The organism is Mesorhizobium sp. M0833, assembly GCF_040319905.1.
Lineage (GTDB): Bacteria > Pseudomonadota > Alphaproteobacteria > Rhizobiales > Rhizobiaceae > Mesorhizobium.
In genome coordinates, this window is record NZ_JAMYOQ010000035.1 from 38,202 (window position 1) to 56,409 (window position 18,208).

An 18,208-nucleotide genomic window follows, 5' to 3' on the forward strand; every position below is an offset into this window, starting at 1 on the left:
TCACACTTTTCCTGGAATTGCTCTAGCCATCGACGCCTCGGCCTCGACGCCAAGCTCCAGCGTCTGCAGGTCGCTGGGCGGCAATGCCGGCCCGGTCAGGCCGCGGCGCGTCAGCCTGATCCGCCAATTGTCCTTTTCACCGTCGATGTCGAGCAGATTGTATTGCGCCGGCGCATGCGAACTGCCGGGGGCCTGCCCGGCAGCGGCGACGCCGACCACCGGGATTTTTGTCTTGCGGGCGCCGATGAAGAACAGCGACGGCACATGCGAATGGCCATGCAGCACAAGCTCGGCGCCGTGCCGGTGAAGCACCCTGTGGAAGCGCGAGATGCCGAACAGCCGCTTGTTCTGCGAAACGGCGCCGCGCATCGGCGGGTGGTGGATCATGATCACCCGGAACAGGCCGCGCTTGCCTGTGGCGTCGAGCATGCCGCGCAGCCGTTCCGCCTGGCCTTCCAGAAAGAAGCCGTTGGCCATGAACGGAGCCGTGGCGCGCGCCGTGGAGACGCCGATCAGCGCAACATCGCCGCGTACGCGCAGATACGGAAAGGTGTTGCGGTCGACCGGCGTATTAACGCCGTCGCCGGTCATCCACGCCGCCCACGACCGGCAGGTCTTGTCGAAGGCACCCGGCACATAGGCGTCATGGTTTCCCGGCACGACCGACACGTCGTTGGGCGAGCCCAGCGTCTCCAGCCAGTGCTTGGCCATCTCGAGCTCACCGTCGAGCGCCAGATTGACCAGGTCGCCCGTGATGGCGAGATGGTCCGGCCCGCTGGCCTTCATGTCGGCGACGATCGTGTCGATGACGGCGTCGTGCATGTGGCGGCGGCGGTTGCGCTGCCAATTGACGTAGCCGACCACGCGCTTGGAGGCGAGATCGCGATAGGTTACATCGGGGAGCGGCCCCAGATGGACATCGGAAACATGCGCGAGCCTGAACATCTTTTCTTCATAGGCGAGGCGCGCGCCGCTTTCCACTCACGGTTTCGCGGACGATGACGACACCGGATCCGGAGCAAGCCCTGCGCCAGACCGGATGGCCGGGCCTCAGGGCAAGGCTGTTTCACCTGTACTTCGTACTGCGGCGGCCGATGACGCTCGGCGTGCGCGGCTTGATCCACGACCGAGCCTCCAATTCGGTCTTCCTCATCCGCCACACCTATGTTCCGGGCTGGCATCTTCCGGGCGGCGGCGTCGAGCCGGGCGAGACCATGATCGAGGCGCTGGCGCGCGAACTGTCCGAGGAAGGCAACATCGCGCTGACCGGACCGCCGGTGCTGAAATCGCTGCATTTCAACCGCCGCGCTAGCCGCCGCGATCATGTCGGCCTCTATCTGGTCGAGGAGTTCAACCAGACAGCACCGAAACTGCCCGACCGCGAGATCGCCGAAGCCGGCTTCTTTTCGCTCGATCGCTTGCCGGAAGGCACGACACCAGCGACTTTGCGGCGCATCGCCGAGATTTTTGGGAGTCAACCAACACTACCCTATTGGTAGGCTTGCTTGGCTATTTGAAAAATTCCAAGCTATCGCTCACGAAATGGGGGCAATACCATGGATGTCGGACAAGCAAGATCGGTGAACGTCTGGCCCTATGTAGGGGTCTATAGTCTGGTAATGATGGGCCTGACCGTCATATTTATGGGCATATCGATCATGTTCCCTTCGTTACCGGACAGCTTCGGCAACGCCACCGGCATTGCAATTGCGTTTGGGTCGACCTCCTTCGTCTCTTACAAATTCATCAGGAAAAACCTTCGACTTTTTAATCGCGACGAATATTGGAAAATAACGCTTTTTTCGTCTTTAACCTCGTGTCTGCTTTCGCTGATACTGGGAGGCCTAGCTTTTGCGGCTGGAACCATCCCGGGGGGCGACGCCATCCCTCTCTTCGTCTGGGTCTTTGTCCTGCTGTTTGGCGGACTTGTCGTCTTCGGCATTAACGCCGCAGGCTACTCCAGTCGCATGGGCAAGAATTTTCTGAAAGCAGAGCTTGCCAGACAGGCCCGTATCAACACCGAAATCTTCCGCTAATGCATGTCGCGCAAAAGTGTGCAGCGGATTCGCGATCGCGACATGCATCAAAACAAGAACCTGAAGCGTACCGCATAAGGCCGGGTCGAACGATGCGCTTTAGGTCCACCGGTCTCACGCCGCCTTCCTGAATCGCGCCCGATCATGCGGGGCGGAATAGTCGAGCTCTGGCCCGACGGGCACGATCCGTGTCGGGTTGATGGTCTCGTGGCTGCGGTAATAATGCGCCTTGATGTGGTGCAAATTCACCGTGCCGGCGACGCCCGGCACCTGGTAGAGGTCGCGCAGATAATTCGACAGGTTCGGATAGTCGGCGATGCGGCGCAGATTGCATTTGAAATGGCCGACATAGACCGGGTCGAAGCGGACCAGTGTCGTGAACAGCCGCCAATCCGCCTCGGTGATGCGGCCGCCGACGAGATAGCGCTGCTTTGACAGGCGATCCTCCAGCGTGTCGAGCGCCGAGAACAATTCGCCGAATGCCTCCTCGTAGGCTGCCTGCGTGGTGGCGAAGCCGGCACGGTAAACGCCGTTGTTGACCGCGGGATAGACCAGCGCATTGATCGCATCGATCTCGCCGCGCCACGGTTGCGGATAGAAATCGAGCTTGGCATCGCCCCATTCGTCGAAGGCCGAATTGAGCATGCGGATGATCTCGGAGGATTCGTTGGAAACGATGGTCTGCTCGCGTTTGTCCCACAGCACGGGAACGGTGACCCGGCCCGAATAGCCGGGATCGGCCCTGGTGTAGATCTGGTACAGGAAATCGAGGCCGTAGAGCGTGTCGCCGGTGGCGCCGTCCTCGGCCAGGAACGTCCAGCCGTCGGCGCCCATGAAATGATGGACAACCGAGATGGAAATCACGTCCTCGAGTTTCTTGAGCACGCGAAAGATCAGCGTCCGATGCGCCCACGGGCAGGCGAGCGAGACATAGAGGTGATAGCGGCCGGGCTCGGCCTTGAAGCCGCGTTTTCGCCCTTCGGCCGGCGCGCCGTCGCGGGTCACCCAGTCGCGCCACTGTGACTGCGCGCGCACGAATTTCCCGCCGCTCTCCCCGGTATCGTACCAGCGGTCCTGCCATTGGCCTTCGACTAGCAATCCCATGAAATATCCTTTCGCGTTCCTACCCGATGTAGGGCAGCAAGCGGCCCCGCGGAAATCCCCGACGCTGAACAGATCGTCAACGGCTGCGTCGAGTGCATGTCGGCTGCGCCGGCCGATTGCGGCGGCTGAAAATTGGTGGTAGCGGACATCCGCATGTTTGACTTTGCCGTGATCCGGTTCGACCGACGACGAAAGAGCGCCCGCGCTTGATGAAGCGCTGACTGGCGAACGCTGCCGCTTGCAGCAAACCTTTCCTCGTATACCGGAACGCAAAGACCATGAGCCTTGCCGACGTGAAATACCTGCCGGAAACTCCGGCGCACGATCCTGAAATCGACGCCATCAACAACGAGGCTTTCGGGCCGGGCCGTTTCGTGCTTGCCGCCTACAAGATCCGCCAAGCTGGCTCGCACGAACGCGCTTTGTCATTCGTCGCCGTCGACGGCGCAATCGTCGTCGCCTCGGTACGGATGACGCGTATCGCCGCCGGTGCCGGCCGCGCGCTGATGCTCGGGCCGCTCGCCGTGCGGCCGGCCTTCAAAAATCTCGGCATTGGCCGCAAGCTGGTGGCAATCGCGCTGGAAGCCGCCGCCAAGGCCGGCGCGCCTGCCGTGATGCTGGTCGGCGACGAACCCTATTACGGCCCGCTCGGCTTCAAGAGGCTGCCGCGCGGGCAGATCTCGATGCCGCGTCCGGTCGATCCCGATCGGCTTTTGGCGCACGAGATCATGCCGGGCGCGGTGGCAAGGCTGGTGGGCGAGGTTTGCCACGCCGACCAGGCAAGGATTGCCGAGCACATCGCCGCGATGGCGTGACCGTTCCGGCGCTGTTGGCACGGTGGCTTCGCAGCATTAGTCTGGGCAGGGAGGCGAACGTCAAGATGAACCCGAACGGCCAGATTGCGATCGTCACCGGCGGCGGCTCTGGCCTTGGCGAGGCGACGGCGCGCGCTCTTGCCGTCCGTGGCGCCAGGGTTGCCGTCCTCGATCTCGGCATTGACCGGGCGGCCAAGGTGGCGGCCGACATCGGCGGCATCGCCGTCCAATGTGATGTGAGCGACGCGGAGAGCGGTGCCGCTGCTGTCGCGGGAGTGGGTGAGACGCTCGGCGAGCCGCGCATTCTGGTCAATTGCGCCGGCATCGCCATCGGCTTGAAGACGATCGGCAAGGATGGAGCGCACCCACTCGATCAATACCGCAAGGTGATCGAGGTCAATCTGATCGGCACCTTCAACATGATCCGCCTGGTCGCCGACCGGACCGCGAGGCTCGAACCGCTACAGGGCGGCGAGCGCGGCGTGATCGTCAACACCGCATCGGTCGCGGCCTATGACGGCCAGATCGGCCAGGCGGCCTATTCCGCGTCCAAAGCCGGCGTCGTCGGCATGACGCTGCCGGTGGCGCGCGATCTCGCCCGCTTTGGCATTCGCGTCTGCACCATCGCGCCTGGCATCTTCAGGACGCCGATGATGGCCGGCATGCCGCAGGAGGTGCAGGATTCGCTCGGCGCCGCAGTACCCTTCCCTTCCCGTTTGGGCGAGCCTTCGGAATACGCGGCACTTGTCTTGCACATCGTCGAGAACCAGATGCTCAATGGCGAGACCATTCGCCTCGATGGCGCCATCCGCATGGCGCCGAAATAAAAGCGACGGTGGTGCTTTGGACGAACCCAGGAAAGATGTGATCCGCGCAACCGACGCCGAGGCGATCAGGTTGGCAAAGACGCTGATCCGCAGCGCCCGTTTCGGCGCGATGGCGGTGCTCGAACCAGGGACCGGTTCGCCGCTGGCCAGCCGCGTCGGCGTCGCCACCGACATCGACGGCACGCCATTGATCCTGGTCTCGATGCTGTCCGCCCACACCGGCGCTATCCTTGCCGACCCGCGCTGCTCGTTGCTCGTCGGCGAACCCGGCAAGGGCGATCCGCTGGCGCATCCGCGACTGACGCTCGTCTGCCGCGCCGTGCGGCTCGAACGCGGATCGAACGAACACGCCCGCGCCGAGCGGCGCTACCTCAACCGCAACCCCAAGGCAAAACTCTATGCCGGGCTCGGCGACTTCTCGATCTTCCGGCTCGAACCGGAGCGCGCCAGCCTGAACGGAGGCTTCGGCAAGGCCTATCTGCTCGACCGCACCGATCTGGTCGCGACGGGAGCGATCGTCGAAGAGCTTGCCGCCGGCGAGCAATCGGCACTCGACCATATGAACGCCGACCATCTCGATGCGATTGCCCTCTACGCAAGTCATTTCGGCGGAGCCGGGGGCGACGGCTGGATCGTCACCGGGTTCGACGCGGACGGGATGGATCTCGTATCGGGCGACAATGTCTGTCGGGTTTTCTTCCCCGAGCCGCTGAGAGCGGCGCGCGACCTCAGGCTTGTCCTGGTCGACATGGCAAAGGCTGCCCGATCGGCAAATTAATCACAGCCGCACAGTTAATCGGCTTGCATGGAAAGCAAGCCTTGAGATTTGAGCGAAATGTTCTACCTTTGCGAGTGACGCTGAATCGCTGGCGTGCATCTATAGGGAAAGTCTATGGAATCCGACGCTATTGCCCCCATAGCGGCGGATGAGCAAGAAGGCATGGGGGATCTATGGTCTCGAACAAACTAGTCGCCAACGCCGGAACCGCGGCTGCGTTTCTGACGCTGATGGGCAACGAAAAGCGTTTGTTGATCATGAGCTATCTGGCCGAGGGCGAGATGTCGGTCGGCGCCATAGCCGAGAAGGTGTCGCTCAGCCAATCCGCCCTGTCACAGCATCTGGCCAAGCTCAGGGCTTCCGACCTTGTCGAGACCCGCCGCGATCGGCAAATGATCTATTATTCCTGCAAATCCGGGGCGGTGCGCGAATTGCTGCATATGCTGGACGGCATTTTTGGCGAAGGTGAACTGTCGCAGATGGCTCACCGGCTGCGTCGCGCCGGGACTTGAGCGGCCGAGGCGGAGAACACCCCGCCAAATCCGCTTTGCCGCCAAATCCGCCTTGCTGCCAAATCCGCCTTGCTGCCAAGTCGGCCTTGCTACTGAACACGCTCGTCGGCGGCCTGCGCCATCTCGTCCTTGAACTCGACCTTGGTGCCCGGCTGCACCATGGAGGCAAGGTCTTCGGCATCCCAATTGGTCAACCGGATGCAGCCATGCGAAAAGGTCGTGCCGATCTTGCCTGGTTCGGGCGTGCCGTGGATGCCGTAGCTTTCGATGGAAAGGTCGATCCAGACCGATCCCACGGGATTGTTCGGCCCGGCAGCGATGGTGAAGGGCCGCTTGGTCTTGACCCCCTTGAAAGCGAAGTCCGGATCGTAGTGATAGGTAGGGTTGTGCACCACGCGCCTGACCTCTGCCATGCCGCTCGGCGCCGGCTTCTCCTCGCTCCCAATCGAGGCGGGGTAGACCGCCAGCCATTTGCCGGCACGGTCGAGCACACGCACCAGGCGAGCGCCCTTGTCGACCTCGATGGTGGCGACGCCGGCGGGAGGGTCGCCCCTGTCGACATCCGGCACCACCAAGGTCCTGCCGGGCTTCCTGAGGCTGGTGCCCGGATTGAGCATTCTCAGCAATTGCTCGCTGACATGGAAGCGCTCGGCCAATCTCTCCACCGCATTGCGGTAGCCGAGCCGCCGCAAGCGAGCCATCCTCTCCAAGCGGGCGGGAATACGCCGGGTGAACGGTCCACGCACATCCTTGCGCATCACCTCATAGGTCGCCAGCACCGGCTTGGCGGAGGTTGCGATGAGTTTGCTCCAGGTCTGTGGACTGAGCTTGCCATCGGGCGGAAGTCCGTTTGCCGCCTGAAACGCGGCGACGGCCTTGGCGAAGTTCTGGGAAAGGCGACCGTCGATCAGGCCCGGCGAGAAGCGGGCGCGATCCAGAAGGATCTGCGCCTTCAGCAGCATCGGATCGACACCCTTCGGTTCGCCGACAGTGAATTGGGCCTGATTGACGGTGGCCGGATCGAGCTTGGCCGCGCGGGCCACGCCGCATGCAAGGGCAAGCGTGGCGGCAAAGACGAGGAGGAGCCTGATCATCGATGTCCTCCCAGGACCGCAGCAGGAGCCCGCTTCTATGACGCGGCATGGCCCTGTGCGGTTCCCTCGCCCCATCGAAATTCTGCATTGAAGCGGCTTGCCGAAGAGCCGTACCGCGGGAATCAATATTCCCCCGTCGCCAAAGCCCGGGCAGATTCCATCCTGGCCCGGCGCCCCAGTGACTGGATGACCGTTAGAACGGCGTGCATCCATTTCGACGCTGAGATACGGTCTGAGCTTCGGTTCCGGCATCATGCCTTCCGAAACCGAGTCCCGATTCGTGGCCGACGCCATGGTCCGCCGAGGAAGCCATGAATCCGATCCGCATAGACGATCCGCACGATCCCCGCGTCGCAGCCTATCTCGACATCCGGGAGCGAGATCTTGCCGGCCGGCAAGGCCGGTTCGTCGCCGAAGGCAAGGTGGTGCTTGACACGCTGCTCGCCGCCCGGCGCTTCGAGGCAGAATCGGTGCTGGTACTCGAAAACCGGCTGGCCGGCCTCGATGACGTCTTGCGCAAGGCGCCTGCCGGGCTTCCGATCTATGTCGCATCCGGCGAAATCATAGACAGGATCGCCGGATTCCACATGCATCGCGGCATATTGGCGATCGGCCGCAAGGGTGCGGCCATCTCCCCCGAAGCCTTGCTTGGCGCGCTGCCCGCCCGCGCGCTGATCGTGGTGCTGGTCGGCATCGCCAATCATGACAATATGGGCTCGATCTTCCGCAATGCCGCGGCTTTTGGCGCGGATGCCGTGCTTCTCGACCCGACCTGCTGCGATCCGCTGTACCGCAAGGCAATCCGCGTTTCGGTCGGCGCTGCCTTGAAAGTCCCCTTCGCCTGTTTTGCCGATACCGCCGGCTGCACCGCAATGCTCGACCGGCAAGGCTTCAGCCAATTCGCCTTGTCGCCGCGCGGGCAGATCGACATTCGCGATGCCAGGAGAAACGAGCGGCTGGCGCTCTATCTCGGCACCGAGGGCGAAGGCCTGCCGGAAAGCCTGCTTGCCCGCCTGCAGACACTGCGGATCGGTATGGCGCAAGGCTTCGACAGCCTGAACGTCGCCGCCGCGTCAGCCATCGCGCTGCATCATTTTTCCGCAGCCTGATGCAGGCTGCGCAAAAGCGTGCGGCGGTTTTGCGATAACTTAAAGCACGTCTGATGAGGCCGGTCGAACGCGACGCGCTTCAGAGCCGCCGCGCTCGCGCTTGCGGAATCTCAGTCGGTCGAAGCGGCCTTCTGCAGCGCCCGCACCCGATCGGCAAGGCTGCGTCCGCCGCTCCCCGGCCGCGTATCCTCAGCCGCTGCAAGCGCCCGGGCGATCGGCGAATCCGGCCCGTCGAGCCTTGCCGTCAAGGCCACGACTTGCGCCGCCAGATCGTTCATCTCTTCGCGCAATGCCGCGCTGGGGCTGCCGGCATCATCTCCGGCCCGTGATTTCGACGTTTCGACGGCAGCAAGATCTGTCTTCAGCCGCCTGTTCTCGCGTGCCAGCGATGTCAGCCTGGCCTCCAGCCGCTCGCGGTCGGCGTCGAGCTTGGCGGTTGTCTTTTCGATGTCGCCGTTGGCGGCCGCATTGACCTGACTGCCTGGCACGCCGGCAAGACCCGCCGCAGGCGCCCTTTCAGCGCTTTTCGGCTTTTCGCGAAGGCGCACCAGTTCCCTCTCGCGGCGCTCCAGCCTGTCCTCGCGATCGGCCAGCGTGGCGAGCAGGCGTTCGATTTTCTTTTCGAGGTCGCCGGTTCTTTTCTTCTCGGCCTTCAGCGCGTCCCGCAAAGCCTTGCTTTCGGCTGCCAATTCCTGGCTGCGCCTGTCCGCCTCCTTGCGCTGGCCGCGCAGCAGCGAAATGTCGCTCGCCAGCTTCTGCAGCTCGGATTCGCGCGCCACCAGCTCGATCTGCCGGCTGCTGGATGAGAAACTGGCGTCGTCATACATGTGCTCCAGTTTCCGCAGTTCGAGCCCGCGCTTTTCGAGGGCGCGCTCGGTCTCCGCAAGCCGCTCCGACAGCTGCTGCAGCTGCTCATCGCGCTTGCGAAGCTCCTCGCCCCTGGTTGTAAGATCGGCGACGACCCGGTTCTTGTCCTGCCGCTCGGCCGCCAATTCCTTCAGGGCTTCGCGGTCGCGGCCGATCTCGACCAGCTGTTCGGCGGCCTTCTCGCGCAATGACTTGACGGTCATTTCAAGCCGGCGCACCGAAACCGCGAACTCGGCGCGAATGCGATCCTTGTCGGCCTGGATCTCGGCCAGCGTCAACGGCATCGAACTCTCGACGCGCTTGCGCGTCAGCGCCACCGCCCTCCGCCACACGGCCGGAGCAATCATCAGCGCCAGAAAGCCCGCGCAGAGAAAGCCGAGAACAAAGAACAGGATCGACTGGACCAAGATGACTATCCGTTGTGCATGGCAACCGCCAAAGGTCGACTTTGCCATCTTCGCATGACGGAAATCCGGCGCCACGGCAAGAGTATGCCGCGGCAAAGCTCGGGCCGCTGGATCACAGGCCCAATCGCCGTCGCTCCGTCATGCCGGTCAGAACGGATTCCAGGTCGCGCGCTGGGTGAGCTTGAGGTAGCCGAGATTGACGCCGAGACGGGCGCCGACGCCGGTACGGATCGGCACGAGCAGCACATTGTTGTTCTTCAGCACGTTGAAACCGACGCCGGCGACGACATAGGCGGAGCCGGCGACGCCGCCAAAACGGTTATAGAGGCTGCTCACATCGTCCAGATTGTAGACCAGCATCATGACGCGCGAGCCCTCGCCGCCGAAATCCCAGCCGAGCGACGGGCCTTGCCAGAACACTTTGTGATCGCCGGCATTCTTGGTGTAGAGCGTGCCTTCGCCATAGGTCAGGCCACCGATCAGCGCCCCGGACCCCTCCTCGCCGAGCAGATAGCCGTTCGGCAGGCCATAGGTGGCGAAAATCTTCTCGACGACGGTGGCGAGCCCGCCCGATGTCGCGCCGAAGAATTTATGACCGGAATCGACGATCTCCTGGGCCGTGTATTCCTGCGCCCGCGCCGCCGATGCCGAAAAGGCGACAAGGCCGATGAGCGCGATCGTCATTGAGATGACACGGAAAAAAGTCCGGTCGTAGAATCGGGAAACCATGCTTCCAATCTCCGTCAGGGAGCACTTTCGCCGACGCCTCGCATCCGTACGGCTCTTTGGCGGCCGTTAAGGATGACTGTTAGGGGCAAACTATGCCGTAATCCTTTTTCAACCATTAAACTCTCACATGAAGATGGCGGTTCGAAGGCTGTTTCGCATCGCCCGCGCAGCACCCTGCTGCGTGAACACACCATTTTCGACAACGACAATTTTGGATTTGTTGCTGCACGCACAAGCGCTGTGTATTCAGAATGCTTGGGAGAGAGCGTGATTCGTGTTGACAGGCGTGGTCATGATCGCCCGGTCATTGTGTTGTGAAATTTGCAGGGATTTTTGCCGATGGCCGAGCTTTTCACCCTTTCCGCACCCGACCTGGCGGCGCTTTTGTGCAGCCGGGTCTGCCACGACATCATTTCGCCGGTCGGCGCCATAAACAACGGGCTTGAGCTGCTCGACGAGGGCGGCGCCGACGAAGACGCCATGAAACTGATCCGCCAAAGCGCCAAAAACGCTTCCGCCCGCCTGCAATTCGCCCGCATCGCCTTCGGCGCCGCCGGTTCCGCCGGCATGCTGATCGACACCGGGGATGCCGAGGCCGTGGCCATCGCCTTCCTGAAGAACGAGAAGCCGGAACTGGTCTGGAACGGGACCCGTGCGCTGTTGCCCAAGAACAAGGTCAAGCTGCTGCTCAATCTCATCCTCGTCGCCAACGCCGCCATTCCGCGCGGCGGCAGGCTGGCGGTCACGCTGGAGAACCTGGAGACCGAGCCGCGCTTTGCACTCGCGGCGAGCGGCCCGATGCTGCGCGTGCCGCCCAAATTCCTGGAATTGCATTCCGGCAACAGGCCGGACGAGCCGATCGACGCGCATTCGGTGCAGCCCTATTACACGCTGCTCCTGGCCCGCGAAGCCAACATGACGATTTCGATCCACGCGACCGCCGACGAGATCGTCCTTTCCGCAGCCTGAAGTTCTCCGAAAGAGCGGGGAAAGTATTTTCTCCAAGTCATATTTACGGCGTGGTCTTAATATCTGTGAGACGCGCTTGCAGATTGATTGCGTGAAGCATTGCGAAAGAAGATTTCGCTAAAAAACACCTTCAGGAGAATTTTACCTAACGGCTTTTCGGCTTCTTTACCAGATCGGCCTATGTTCCCCGACAGATGCCACGACGCTGTCGGTTCGCCAAACGGCAAGAGGGTCCGGGAATGAAACGCTGCATGTTCGTCGATAATTCGAGCGTCATCAGGAAGGTCGCAAGGCGTATCCTGGGCGGTTCCGGCATGATGGTGATCGAAGCCGCCAGCGGCCACGAGGCGATCGAGATGTGCGCGGCCGACATGCCTGATATCATCGTCGTCGACGGCGCCTTGCCGGACATGCAGGCGCAGGACCTCATCCGCCGCGTGCGCGCCATGGAAAGCCCGGTATTGCCGCAGGTTTTGATTTCGCTGGTCGAGGTCGATGTCGGGGCGATCATGCGCGCAAAACGAGCCGGTGCCCAGGGCTACCTGCTGAAGCCGTTCAACCGGCCGCAATTGCTCGAGTGCTTCCGCGCCTTGAAGATTGCCGCCTGATCAGAGCTGTTCCATTCCGACCAAAATCGGATCGGCTCTATCTTGTTGTTTTGCCAAGTTCTTTTCCGAAAAACCCGGCGCCCACCTTGGGATCACGCCGCTAGTTCAGGCGCTGACGCGGATATCTTCGGGCTCACGCAGCACATAGCCGCGGCCCCAGACGGTCTCGATGTAATTCTGCCCGCCAGACGCGGCGTCAAGCTTCTTGCGCAGCTTGCAGATAAAGACGTCGATGATCTTCAGCTCCGGCTCATCCATGCCGCCATAGAGATGGTTGAGGAACATTTCCTTGGTCAGCGTGGTGCCCTTGCGCAGCGAGAGCAGTTCCAGCATCTGATATTCCTTGCCGGTCAGATGCACGCGCTGGCCACCGACCTCAACGGTCTTGGCATCGAGATTGACCACCAGGTCGCCGGTGGTGATGACCGACTGGGCGTGGCCCTTGGAACGCCGCACGATGGCATGGATGCGGGCGACCAGTTCGTCCTTGTGGAAGGGCTTGGTCATGTAATCGTCGGCGCCGAAGCCGAGGCCGCGCACCTTGTCCTCGATGCCGGCCATGCCGGAGAGGATAAGGATCGGCGTCTTCACCTTGGAAAGGCGAAGCGTTCTCAAAACTTCATAGCCCGACATGTCGGGGAGATTGAGATCGAGGAGAATGATGTCGTAATCATAAAGCTTGCCTAGATCGACGCCCTCTTCGCCAAGGTCGGTCGTATAGACATTGAAACTTTCTGATTTCAGCATCAGCTCGATGCTTTGTGCGGTTGCACTGTCGTCTTCTATCAGCAGAACGCGCATTTCATTCCCCTTTTCTGCTGCCGGACCATTTCACGACCCGTCCAGGACCGGAGCAGTGATTGCCCTGAGCAGAGGCTGCCATCGAATGGTTAATAAAACCTAATTCCCCGTCCGTGACGGTATCAGATTTTTTAACCCCTTTCTACACCTTGTTGAATCCAATAACGAATCACAGACCCAAACCGTTAATGCGGCACATTAATAAGCCAGACTAAGTGACTCTTCGGACTCACTGGCCGGGTTTCGCGACGAGAAGCAGAATTTTTACCCGCCCTTAAGTCCTGAGCCGTATGATTAACAATGCCCGTAAACGAATGGTTACCGCCGGCAAAAAACTTTAGGAGTTTGTTTCCCATAGTTCCGGGAAAGCCGGTGGAAACGGGTCAGGCCTGGGCCTTGCCGGGTGAATTGGACGATATGTGCAGGTGTGCGTTTCCGGGAGTACCGAATCATGAAGTCACGTGAAAACCTCGTTCGGCTGAAGCAATTTCAGGTGAGCGAGAAGCGGCGGCAGCTGCTGCAGCTCGACATGATGATCGCCGAATTCGAGCGCATGGCCGTCGAGCTGGAACTTCAGATCGCTGCCGAAGAGAAGAAGGCCGGCATCACCGACATCAATCACTTTGCTTATCCAACCTTCGCCAAGGCGGCACGTCTACGCCGCGACAACCTTAGAAATTCGCAAAGCGACCTCGCCCAGCAGCGAAATGTCGCCGAATCATTGCTGAGCGAAGCCGAAGCGGAGCTTTCCAAGGCCGAGATGCTGGAATCGCGCGACACCAAGGCGCGCGACACGGAAGTCGGCGGCCGCAGCGCCATGATCGGCTGAAAACAAGACTTTAACGCGCGTCGCGCTTGCGCGCTATTGCTGCGCACCGAACTGTGCCCGCCTCAGGCACCCAGATCTTCTTGCTGTTCCGCCGCCCGTGCGCGCGCATTTTTGATGTCGGGCACATGCCGCTCCGACCAGGCTCTGATCTGATTGAGCAGTCCTGCCAGGTTCTGGCCAAGTTCGGTCAGCTCATATTCGACCCGCGGCGGAACGACCGGGAAAACCTCGCGCCGCACAAGCCCGTCGCGTTCCAGGATACGCAGCGTCTGCGTCAGCATTTTCGGCGTGATGCCTTCGAGCTTGCGCGCCAATTCGCCGTTGCGGAGCCGGCCCCGGCGCAGCGCACAGATCACCAGGTAGACCCATTTGCTGGCGAGCGTCTCGAGCACGGCGTGTGACGGGCACGACCGCCGAAAGGCGTCATAGCCGAAAGGGGAAACATCTTCACTATCCATGAGGTGCGTATATATCAAAAAGGTACATACTAGACAAGAGAATGTAACTATCCAAATGATAGTGGCATATCAAAACCAGCAGGAGAGCCTTCCATGCGTGCCATTGTCCAGAATTCCTTCGGCGGACCCGACGTCCTCGTCATTGCCGATCGCCCCGCGCCATCACCCGAGGCCGGCGAAGTGCTCGTCCGCATCGAGGCGGCCGGCATCAATCCGGTCGATGGTGCGGTGCGCGGCGGCCACTATCCGCTGCTTGGCGAGCCGCCTTTTGTCCTTGGCTGGGACGTTTCGGGAGTTGTCGAGGCGCTGGGCTCCGGCGTCTCCGGCCTCAAGGTCGGCGATGCCGTGTTCGGCATGACGCGCTTTCCCAAACAGGCGGCAGCCTACGCCGAACTCGCCGCTGTCCCGGCTGATGAGCTTGCGCCGAAACCCGAAGGCATAGATCACGCGCAAGCCGCCGCGCTGCCGCTGGCCGGCCTGACGGCCTGGCAAGGCCTTGTTCGCCATGGCCGGCTCGAACCTGGTAAGCGCGTGCTGATCCACGCCGGAGCCGGTGGCGTCGGCCATCTGGCGGTACAGATCGCCAAGGCGCACGGCGCTTACGTCGTCGCGACCGCCAGCCCGGAAAAGCTCGATTTCGTCGGCTCGCTCGGCGCCGACGAGGTGATCGACTACACAAGGGATGATTTCACCGGGAAGGCCCGCGACATCGATCTGGTTCTGGACCCGTTCGGCGGCGTACATGCGGAGCAATCGCTGAAAGTGCTCACCGCCGGCGGCGTTCTGGTGTCGCTGCTCGATGTCAGCGATGCCACCAAGGCAAAGGCCAGGACGCGAGGCATCCGCGTCGAGCGCATGTCCGTAGTGCCCGACCGTGCCGCCCTGGTGGAGCTCGGCAAATTGATCGACGCGAAAAAGATGGCCGTCCACGTGGCAAAGGCGTTTCCGCTCGAACAGGCCGGTGCCGCCCATGCCTTTCTCGCCACCAGGCCGATCGGCAAGGTGGTGCTGACGGTCTGAAATTGCAGATCGTCGCCCCTCGCAAACGTAAGGGCGCTGATCAGCGCCCTTATCGGCCTAATGCCGGTATTGCTGGATGCGCGTGGTGCGCAGGCCGGCAAGGCCGTATTCGTCGATCGACGCCTGCCAGGACAGGAATTCCTCGGTGGTGAGCTTGTAGCGCTGGCATGCCTCTTCGAGGCTCAAAAGCCCGCCACGCACCGCCGCCACCACTTCCGCCTTGCGCCGGATAACCCAGCGACGTGTGTTTGTCGGCGGCAGATCGGCGATAGTAAGTGGGCTGCCGTCTGGCCCGATAACATATTTGACTCGCGGTCTAATTAGATCGGTCATCGTACTCTCTACAAAAAACTCAAAGACCCAATCGCCACCACATTACCGCCACAGCTTTAAAATTTGCCTAAGCAGACCCTAATGGTTAGGTAAGGATCATGAACGCGGCGTTAGCCTTTTCATCGGCATTTGAAACATCTGCCGGCAAGCGCATTGAACCCGGCAGGAAAAATGAACCGGCCCGGCAAAGCTGGCGCAGCCGAGACGCTTGACCTATATTCCGGCCATTGGCATTGAAGCGCCGCGCAGAACGAAAGAACCATGAACAGCCTCGATCTTCCCGGACGCCCCGAAAACACCCGCGTCGTCGTCGCCATGTCGGGCGGTGTCGATTCGTCGGTCGTTGCCGGCCTCCTGAAGCGCGAGGGCTACGACGTCGTCGGCGTCACGCTGCAGCTTTATGACCACGGCGCGGCAACGCACCGGGCCGGCTCATGCTGCGCCGGCCAGGACATCGACGATGCCCGCCGCGTCTCCGAGACGCTCGCCATCCCGCATTACGTGCTCGATTACGAGGAGCGCTTCCGCAAGGCGGTGATCGACCCGTTCGCCGAGAGCTATGTCGCCGGCGAAACGCCGATCCCTTGCGTTTCCTGCAATCAGACGGTGAAATTCGCCGACCTTCTCGCGACCGCCAAGGAACTCGGCGCCGATGCGCTGGCCACCGGCCACTACATCCGCTCCGGCGCCAATGGCGCCCATCGCGCGCTTTACCGGCCGGTCGACGCCGACCGCGACCAGAGCTACTTCCTGTTCGCCACCACCCAGGCGCAGATCGACTATCTGCGTTTTCCGCTCGGCGGCCTGTCGAAGCCTGAGGTTCGCGCCATCGCCGAGGAGATGGGACTGACGGTTGCGGCCAAGCAGGACAGCCAGGACATCTGCTTCGTGCCGCAGGGCAAGTATTCCGACATCATCGCCAAGCTGAAGCCGGCTGCCGCCAATCCGGGCGACATCGTCCATATAGACGGGCGCGTGCTTGGCCGTCACGAGGGCATTTTGCGCTACACCGTCGGTCAGCGCCGCGGCATCGGCATCGCCTCCGGCGAGCCGCTCTACGTCGTCCATCTCGACGCCGACCGGGCCCGTGTCGTCGTCGGCCCGCGCGAGGCGCTGGAAACCCACAAGATCTTCTTGCGCAACATGAACTGGCTCGGCGATGGCCCGCTGACCGATATCCCGGCGGCCGGGCTTGAGCTTTTCGCCAAGGTGCGCTCGACGCGGCCGCCGCGCCCGGCGGTGCTGCATCACCGCGCCGGCGTCACTTCGGTGGAGCTGGTTGACGGCGAGTCCGGCATCGCCCCCGGTCAGGCCTGCGTGCTCTATTCCGACCACGGCAACGAGGCGCGCGTGTTCGGCGGCGGCTTCATCCAGCGCTCCGAGCGCGGCGCCGAAGCCGAAGCGATGCTGACGCGGCTTGCCGTCCAGCCGGCGCGGGTTCCCGCCGAATAGACGGCGTTTTCTCTTTAGGGTCTGGTGTGGGCAACGGTGCCGGCGGTCAGGATGCGCAGCACGCGGATGGCTTCCTCACCGCTGGTGCGCGGTTCGGCCCGCGTCTCGATGCAGTGGATGAAATGCTCCAGCTCGCGCGTCAGCGGCATGCCCTCGCCGACCGCCACATAGGACGGCTCGTTGGCGGTGAACGCCCATTGGCCGCTGTCCTGCCACACCGCATGGCGGTAGACGGCAAGCTTGCGCTCCCACGGCTCGACATCGTCGAACACCGCCATCGCCTTGGTGCCGACCACGGTCAGCCGCCGTTCGCGGTAAGGGTTGAGCCGCGAGGCGAACAGATGGCCGCGCAAGCCGCTGGGAAAGCGCATATGCAGATGCGCAAAGTCGCTGAGATTGTCGAGAAGGGCAGCGCCTTCGCCGCGCACCTCGACCGGTTCGGTGCCGGTGATGGCGAGGATCATCGACAGATCGTGCGGCGCCAGATCCCACAACGCGTCGTTTTCGGTGTGGAACTTGCCGAGCCCGAGCCGATGCGAGTGGATGTAGCGGACTTCGCCGAGTTCGCCATTGTCGATCAGCGCCTTCAGCGTCTCGAAGGCGGGATGAAAGCGCAGCACGTGGCCGACCATGAAGACACGGCCATTATCGGCGGCCGCCTGCACCGAGCGTTCGGCATCGGCCACCGTCAGCGCGATCGGCTTCTCCACCAGCACGTCCTTGCCGCCGAGCACGGCGCGCACCGCCATGTCGGCATGGAACTGCGGCGGCAGCGCCATGACAATGGCGTCGACATCGTCGCGGGCAAACAGCGCCTCCGGCTCGATCGCCAGGCAATCCTGCTCGCTGGCAAAACCCTCCGCACGCGCGGGGTTGACGTCCGAAACCGCGTGCAGCGCGCCGAGCGCCTTTAGGGTGCGGATGTGGTTGCTGCCCCAGTATCCGCAACCGAGGACTGCAATGCGCGGTTTCATCAACTCATGACCATGGCTTTCGTGGCCGAGACATAGCGACGTGCCTCGCTGAACTCAACCCCGGCCTGTGCGCCCAAATGTCTGCCCGGCAAAGCTTTAGGCGCGTTCGGAGACTGCAGCTCCCGCCCCCCATGACGTGTGCGCCCAAATGTCTGCCCGGCAAAGCTTTAGGCGCCAGCAATATGCCGGCGCGGCAGCCACTTCGATGCTTGACAGGCTTGGCCTCGCAACCTTATATCCGCGCGACCTTGGCGAACGCGCCGATATGCCTGCCGATTTAAGCTGGATTTCGGGCCTTCGCCGCCCTGGCGGGGTAGCTCAGTTGGTTAGAGCACGGGAATCATAATCCTGGGGTCGGGGGTTCAAGTCCCTCTCCCGCTACCAAAAATCGAAGGTACGACCCGGAGACATGGGTAACAGAATGTACCTAAGACATGGGTGACAACCTCGTGCCGAACGGGTTGTCGATGGTCTGCAAGGTTCTCT

General features: G+C 62.3%; 21 protein-coding genes and 1 tRNA gene. 13 read left to right on the forward strand and 9 right to left on the reverse strand.

The features are described from left to right. Positions 1–945 (reverse strand): metallophosphoesterase family protein, encoded by a 945-nt coding sequence (locus NKH98_RS27705; RefSeq protein WP_352903358.1) that lies wholly within the window; start codon positions 943–945, stop codon positions 1–3. A 53-nt stretch (positions 946–998) separates the two neighbouring features. Between NKH98_RS27705 and NKH98_RS27710 the strand changes: the two genes are divergently transcribed. Both NKH98_RS27710 and NKH98_RS27715 read left to right on the forward strand, forming a co-directional pair. Beyond that, positions 999–1,499 carry an NUDIX domain-containing protein gene (locus NKH98_RS27710; protein ID WP_352903351.1) on the forward strand — a complete coding sequence of 167 codons (501 nt, stop codon included), beginning with the start codon at positions 999–1,001 and terminating at the stop codon, positions 1,497–1,499. Positions 1,500–1,556: 57 nt separating this feature from the next. Next, on the forward strand, positions 1,557–2,036 hold the full coding sequence (locus NKH98_RS27715) for an ABZJ_00895 family protein (protein WP_352800124.1): 480 nt from the start codon (positions 1,557–1,559) through the stop codon (positions 2,034–2,036). Positions 2,037–2,150: 114 nt separating this feature from the next. Here the strand turns inward: NKH98_RS27715 and NKH98_RS27720 are convergent, their stop codons facing one another. Next, positions 2,151–3,140 (reverse strand): glutathione S-transferase family protein, encoded by a 990-nt coding sequence (locus NKH98_RS27720; protein WP_352478062.1) that lies wholly within the window; start codon positions 3,138–3,140, stop codon positions 2,151–2,153. A 278-nt stretch (positions 3,141–3,418) separates the two neighbouring features. Here NKH98_RS27720 and NKH98_RS27725 point away from each other — a divergent pair, with 278 nt between their 5' ends. From NKH98_RS27725 to NKH98_RS27740, 4 genes are all read left to right on the forward strand, one after another. Then, positions 3,419–3,955, forward strand: a complete 537-nt coding sequence (locus NKH98_RS27725; RefSeq protein WP_352478064.1) for a GNAT family N-acetyltransferase — start codon at positions 3,419–3,421, stop codon at positions 3,953–3,955. A gap of 65 nt (positions 3,956–4,020) precedes the next feature. Next, the gene (locus tag NKH98_RS27730; RefSeq protein ID WP_352478066.1) at positions 4,021–4,782 is read left to right on the forward strand and encodes a 3-hydroxyacyl-CoA dehydrogenase; all 762 of its coding nucleotides are present in this window, start codon (positions 4,021–4,023) and stop codon (positions 4,780–4,782) included. Then, the gene (locus NKH98_RS27735; protein WP_352478105.1) at positions 4,754–5,560 is read left to right on the forward strand and encodes a HugZ family pyridoxamine 5'-phosphate oxidase; all 807 of its coding nucleotides are present in this window, start codon (positions 4,754–4,756) and stop codon (positions 5,558–5,560) included. Before NKH98_RS27730 ends, NKH98_RS27735 begins: the two co-directional genes overlap by 29 nt. Positions 5,561–5,733: 173 nt before the next feature. Further along, positions 5,734–6,072: an ArsR/SmtB family transcription factor gene (locus NKH98_RS27740; RefSeq protein WP_254819124.1), complete on the forward strand. Its 339-nt coding sequence runs from the start codon at positions 5,734–5,736 to the stop codon at positions 6,070–6,072. An 89-nt stretch (positions 6,073–6,161) separates the two neighbouring features. Here NKH98_RS27740 and NKH98_RS27745 read toward each other — a convergent pair whose 3' ends face one another. After that, positions 6,162–7,166, reverse strand: coding sequence for a L,D-transpeptidase (locus NKH98_RS27745; RefSeq protein ID WP_352478068.1), 1,005 nt, complete (start codon positions 7,164–7,166; stop codon positions 6,162–6,164). Positions 7,167–7,477: 311 nt separating this feature from the next. Between NKH98_RS27745 and NKH98_RS27750 the strand changes: the two genes are divergently transcribed. Continuing rightward, a complete protein-coding gene (locus NKH98_RS27750) occupies positions 7,478–8,275 on the forward strand; it encodes a TrmH family RNA methyltransferase (protein ID WP_352903352.1) in 798 nt (265 codons plus the stop codon). 110 nt (positions 8,276–8,385) lie between these two features. Here NKH98_RS27750 and NKH98_RS27755 read toward each other — a convergent pair whose 3' ends face one another. Both NKH98_RS27755 and NKH98_RS27760 read right to left on the reverse strand, forming a co-directional pair. After that, on the reverse strand, positions 8,386–9,549 hold the full coding sequence (locus NKH98_RS27755) for a coiled-coil domain-containing protein (protein ID WP_352800111.1): 1,164 nt from the start codon (positions 9,547–9,549) through the stop codon (positions 8,386–8,388). A gap of 147 nt (positions 9,550–9,696) precedes the next feature. Next, the gene (locus NKH98_RS27760; RefSeq protein WP_023679557.1) at positions 9,697–10,278 is read right to left on the reverse strand and encodes a DUF1134 domain-containing protein; all 582 of its coding nucleotides are present in this window, start codon (positions 10,276–10,278) and stop codon (positions 9,697–9,699) included. A gap of 339 nt (positions 10,279–10,617) precedes the next feature. On the opposite strand from NKH98_RS27760, the gene chpT reads away from it, so the two are divergent. Together chpT and NKH98_RS27770 are read left to right on the forward strand one after the other, a co-directional pair. Continuing rightward, on the forward strand, positions 10,618–11,247 hold the full coding sequence (chpT, locus tag NKH98_RS27765; RefSeq protein ID WP_254819119.1) for a histidine phosphotransferase ChpT: 630 nt from the start codon (positions 10,618–10,620) through the stop codon (positions 11,245–11,247). Between the two features lie 239 nt (positions 11,248–11,486). Beyond that, a complete protein-coding gene (locus tag NKH98_RS27770; protein WP_352466765.1) occupies positions 11,487–11,855 on the forward strand; it encodes a response regulator in 369 nt (122 codons plus the stop codon). 105 nt (positions 11,856–11,960) lie between these two features. Here the strand turns inward: NKH98_RS27770 and ctrA are convergent, their stop codons facing one another. Beyond that, positions 11,961–12,656 (reverse strand): response regulator transcription factor CtrA, encoded by a 696-nt coding sequence (ctrA, locus tag NKH98_RS27775; protein WP_006203583.1) that lies wholly within the window; start codon positions 12,654–12,656, stop codon positions 11,961–11,963. A gap of 451 nt (positions 12,657–13,107) precedes the next feature. Between ctrA and NKH98_RS27780 the strand changes: the two genes are divergently transcribed. After that, entirely contained in the window at positions 13,108–13,485 is a 378-nt protein-coding gene (locus NKH98_RS27780; RefSeq protein WP_352903353.1) for a flagellar export protein FliJ, read from the forward strand. Positions 13,486–13,547: 62 nt separating this feature from the next. Here NKH98_RS27780 and NKH98_RS27785 read toward each other — a convergent pair whose 3' ends face one another. Then, a complete protein-coding gene (locus tag NKH98_RS27785) occupies positions 13,548–13,943 on the reverse strand; it encodes a winged helix-turn-helix transcriptional regulator (RefSeq protein ID WP_352903354.1) in 396 nt (131 codons plus the stop codon). Between the two features lie 93 nt (positions 13,944–14,036). Here NKH98_RS27785 and NKH98_RS27790 point away from each other — a divergent pair, with 93 nt between their 5' ends. Then, positions 14,037–14,963: an NADP-dependent oxidoreductase gene (locus NKH98_RS27790; protein WP_352903356.1), complete on the forward strand. Its 927-nt coding sequence runs from the start codon at positions 14,037–14,039 to the stop codon at positions 14,961–14,963. 57 nt (positions 14,964–15,020) lie between these two features. Here NKH98_RS27790 and sciP read toward each other — a convergent pair whose 3' ends face one another. After that, positions 15,021–15,296, reverse strand: coding sequence for a CtrA inhibitor SciP (gene sciP / locus NKH98_RS27795; RefSeq protein WP_023679563.1), 276 nt, complete (start codon positions 15,294–15,296; stop codon positions 15,021–15,023). Positions 15,297–15,557: 261 nt separating this feature from the next. Here sciP and mnmA point away from each other — a divergent pair, with 261 nt between their 5' ends. After that, positions 15,558–16,748 (forward strand): tRNA 2-thiouridine(34) synthase MnmA, encoded by a 1,191-nt coding sequence (mnmA, locus tag NKH98_RS27800; RefSeq protein ID WP_352903357.1) that lies wholly within the window; start codon positions 15,558–15,560, stop codon positions 16,746–16,748. A gap of 14 nt (positions 16,749–16,762) precedes the next feature. On the opposite strand, the gene NKH98_RS27805 is transcribed toward mnmA, so the two are convergent. Then, positions 16,763–17,722 (reverse strand): Gfo/Idh/MocA family protein, encoded by a 960-nt coding sequence (locus NKH98_RS27805; RefSeq protein WP_254819113.1) that lies wholly within the window; start codon positions 17,720–17,722, stop codon positions 16,763–16,765. Positions 17,723–18,029: 307 nt separating this feature from the next. On the opposite strand from NKH98_RS27805, the gene NKH98_RS27810 reads away from it, so the two are divergent. Then, positions 18,030–18,106 (forward strand) — tRNA-Met (locus NKH98_RS27810). Positions 18,107–18,208: the final 102 nt, after the last annotated feature.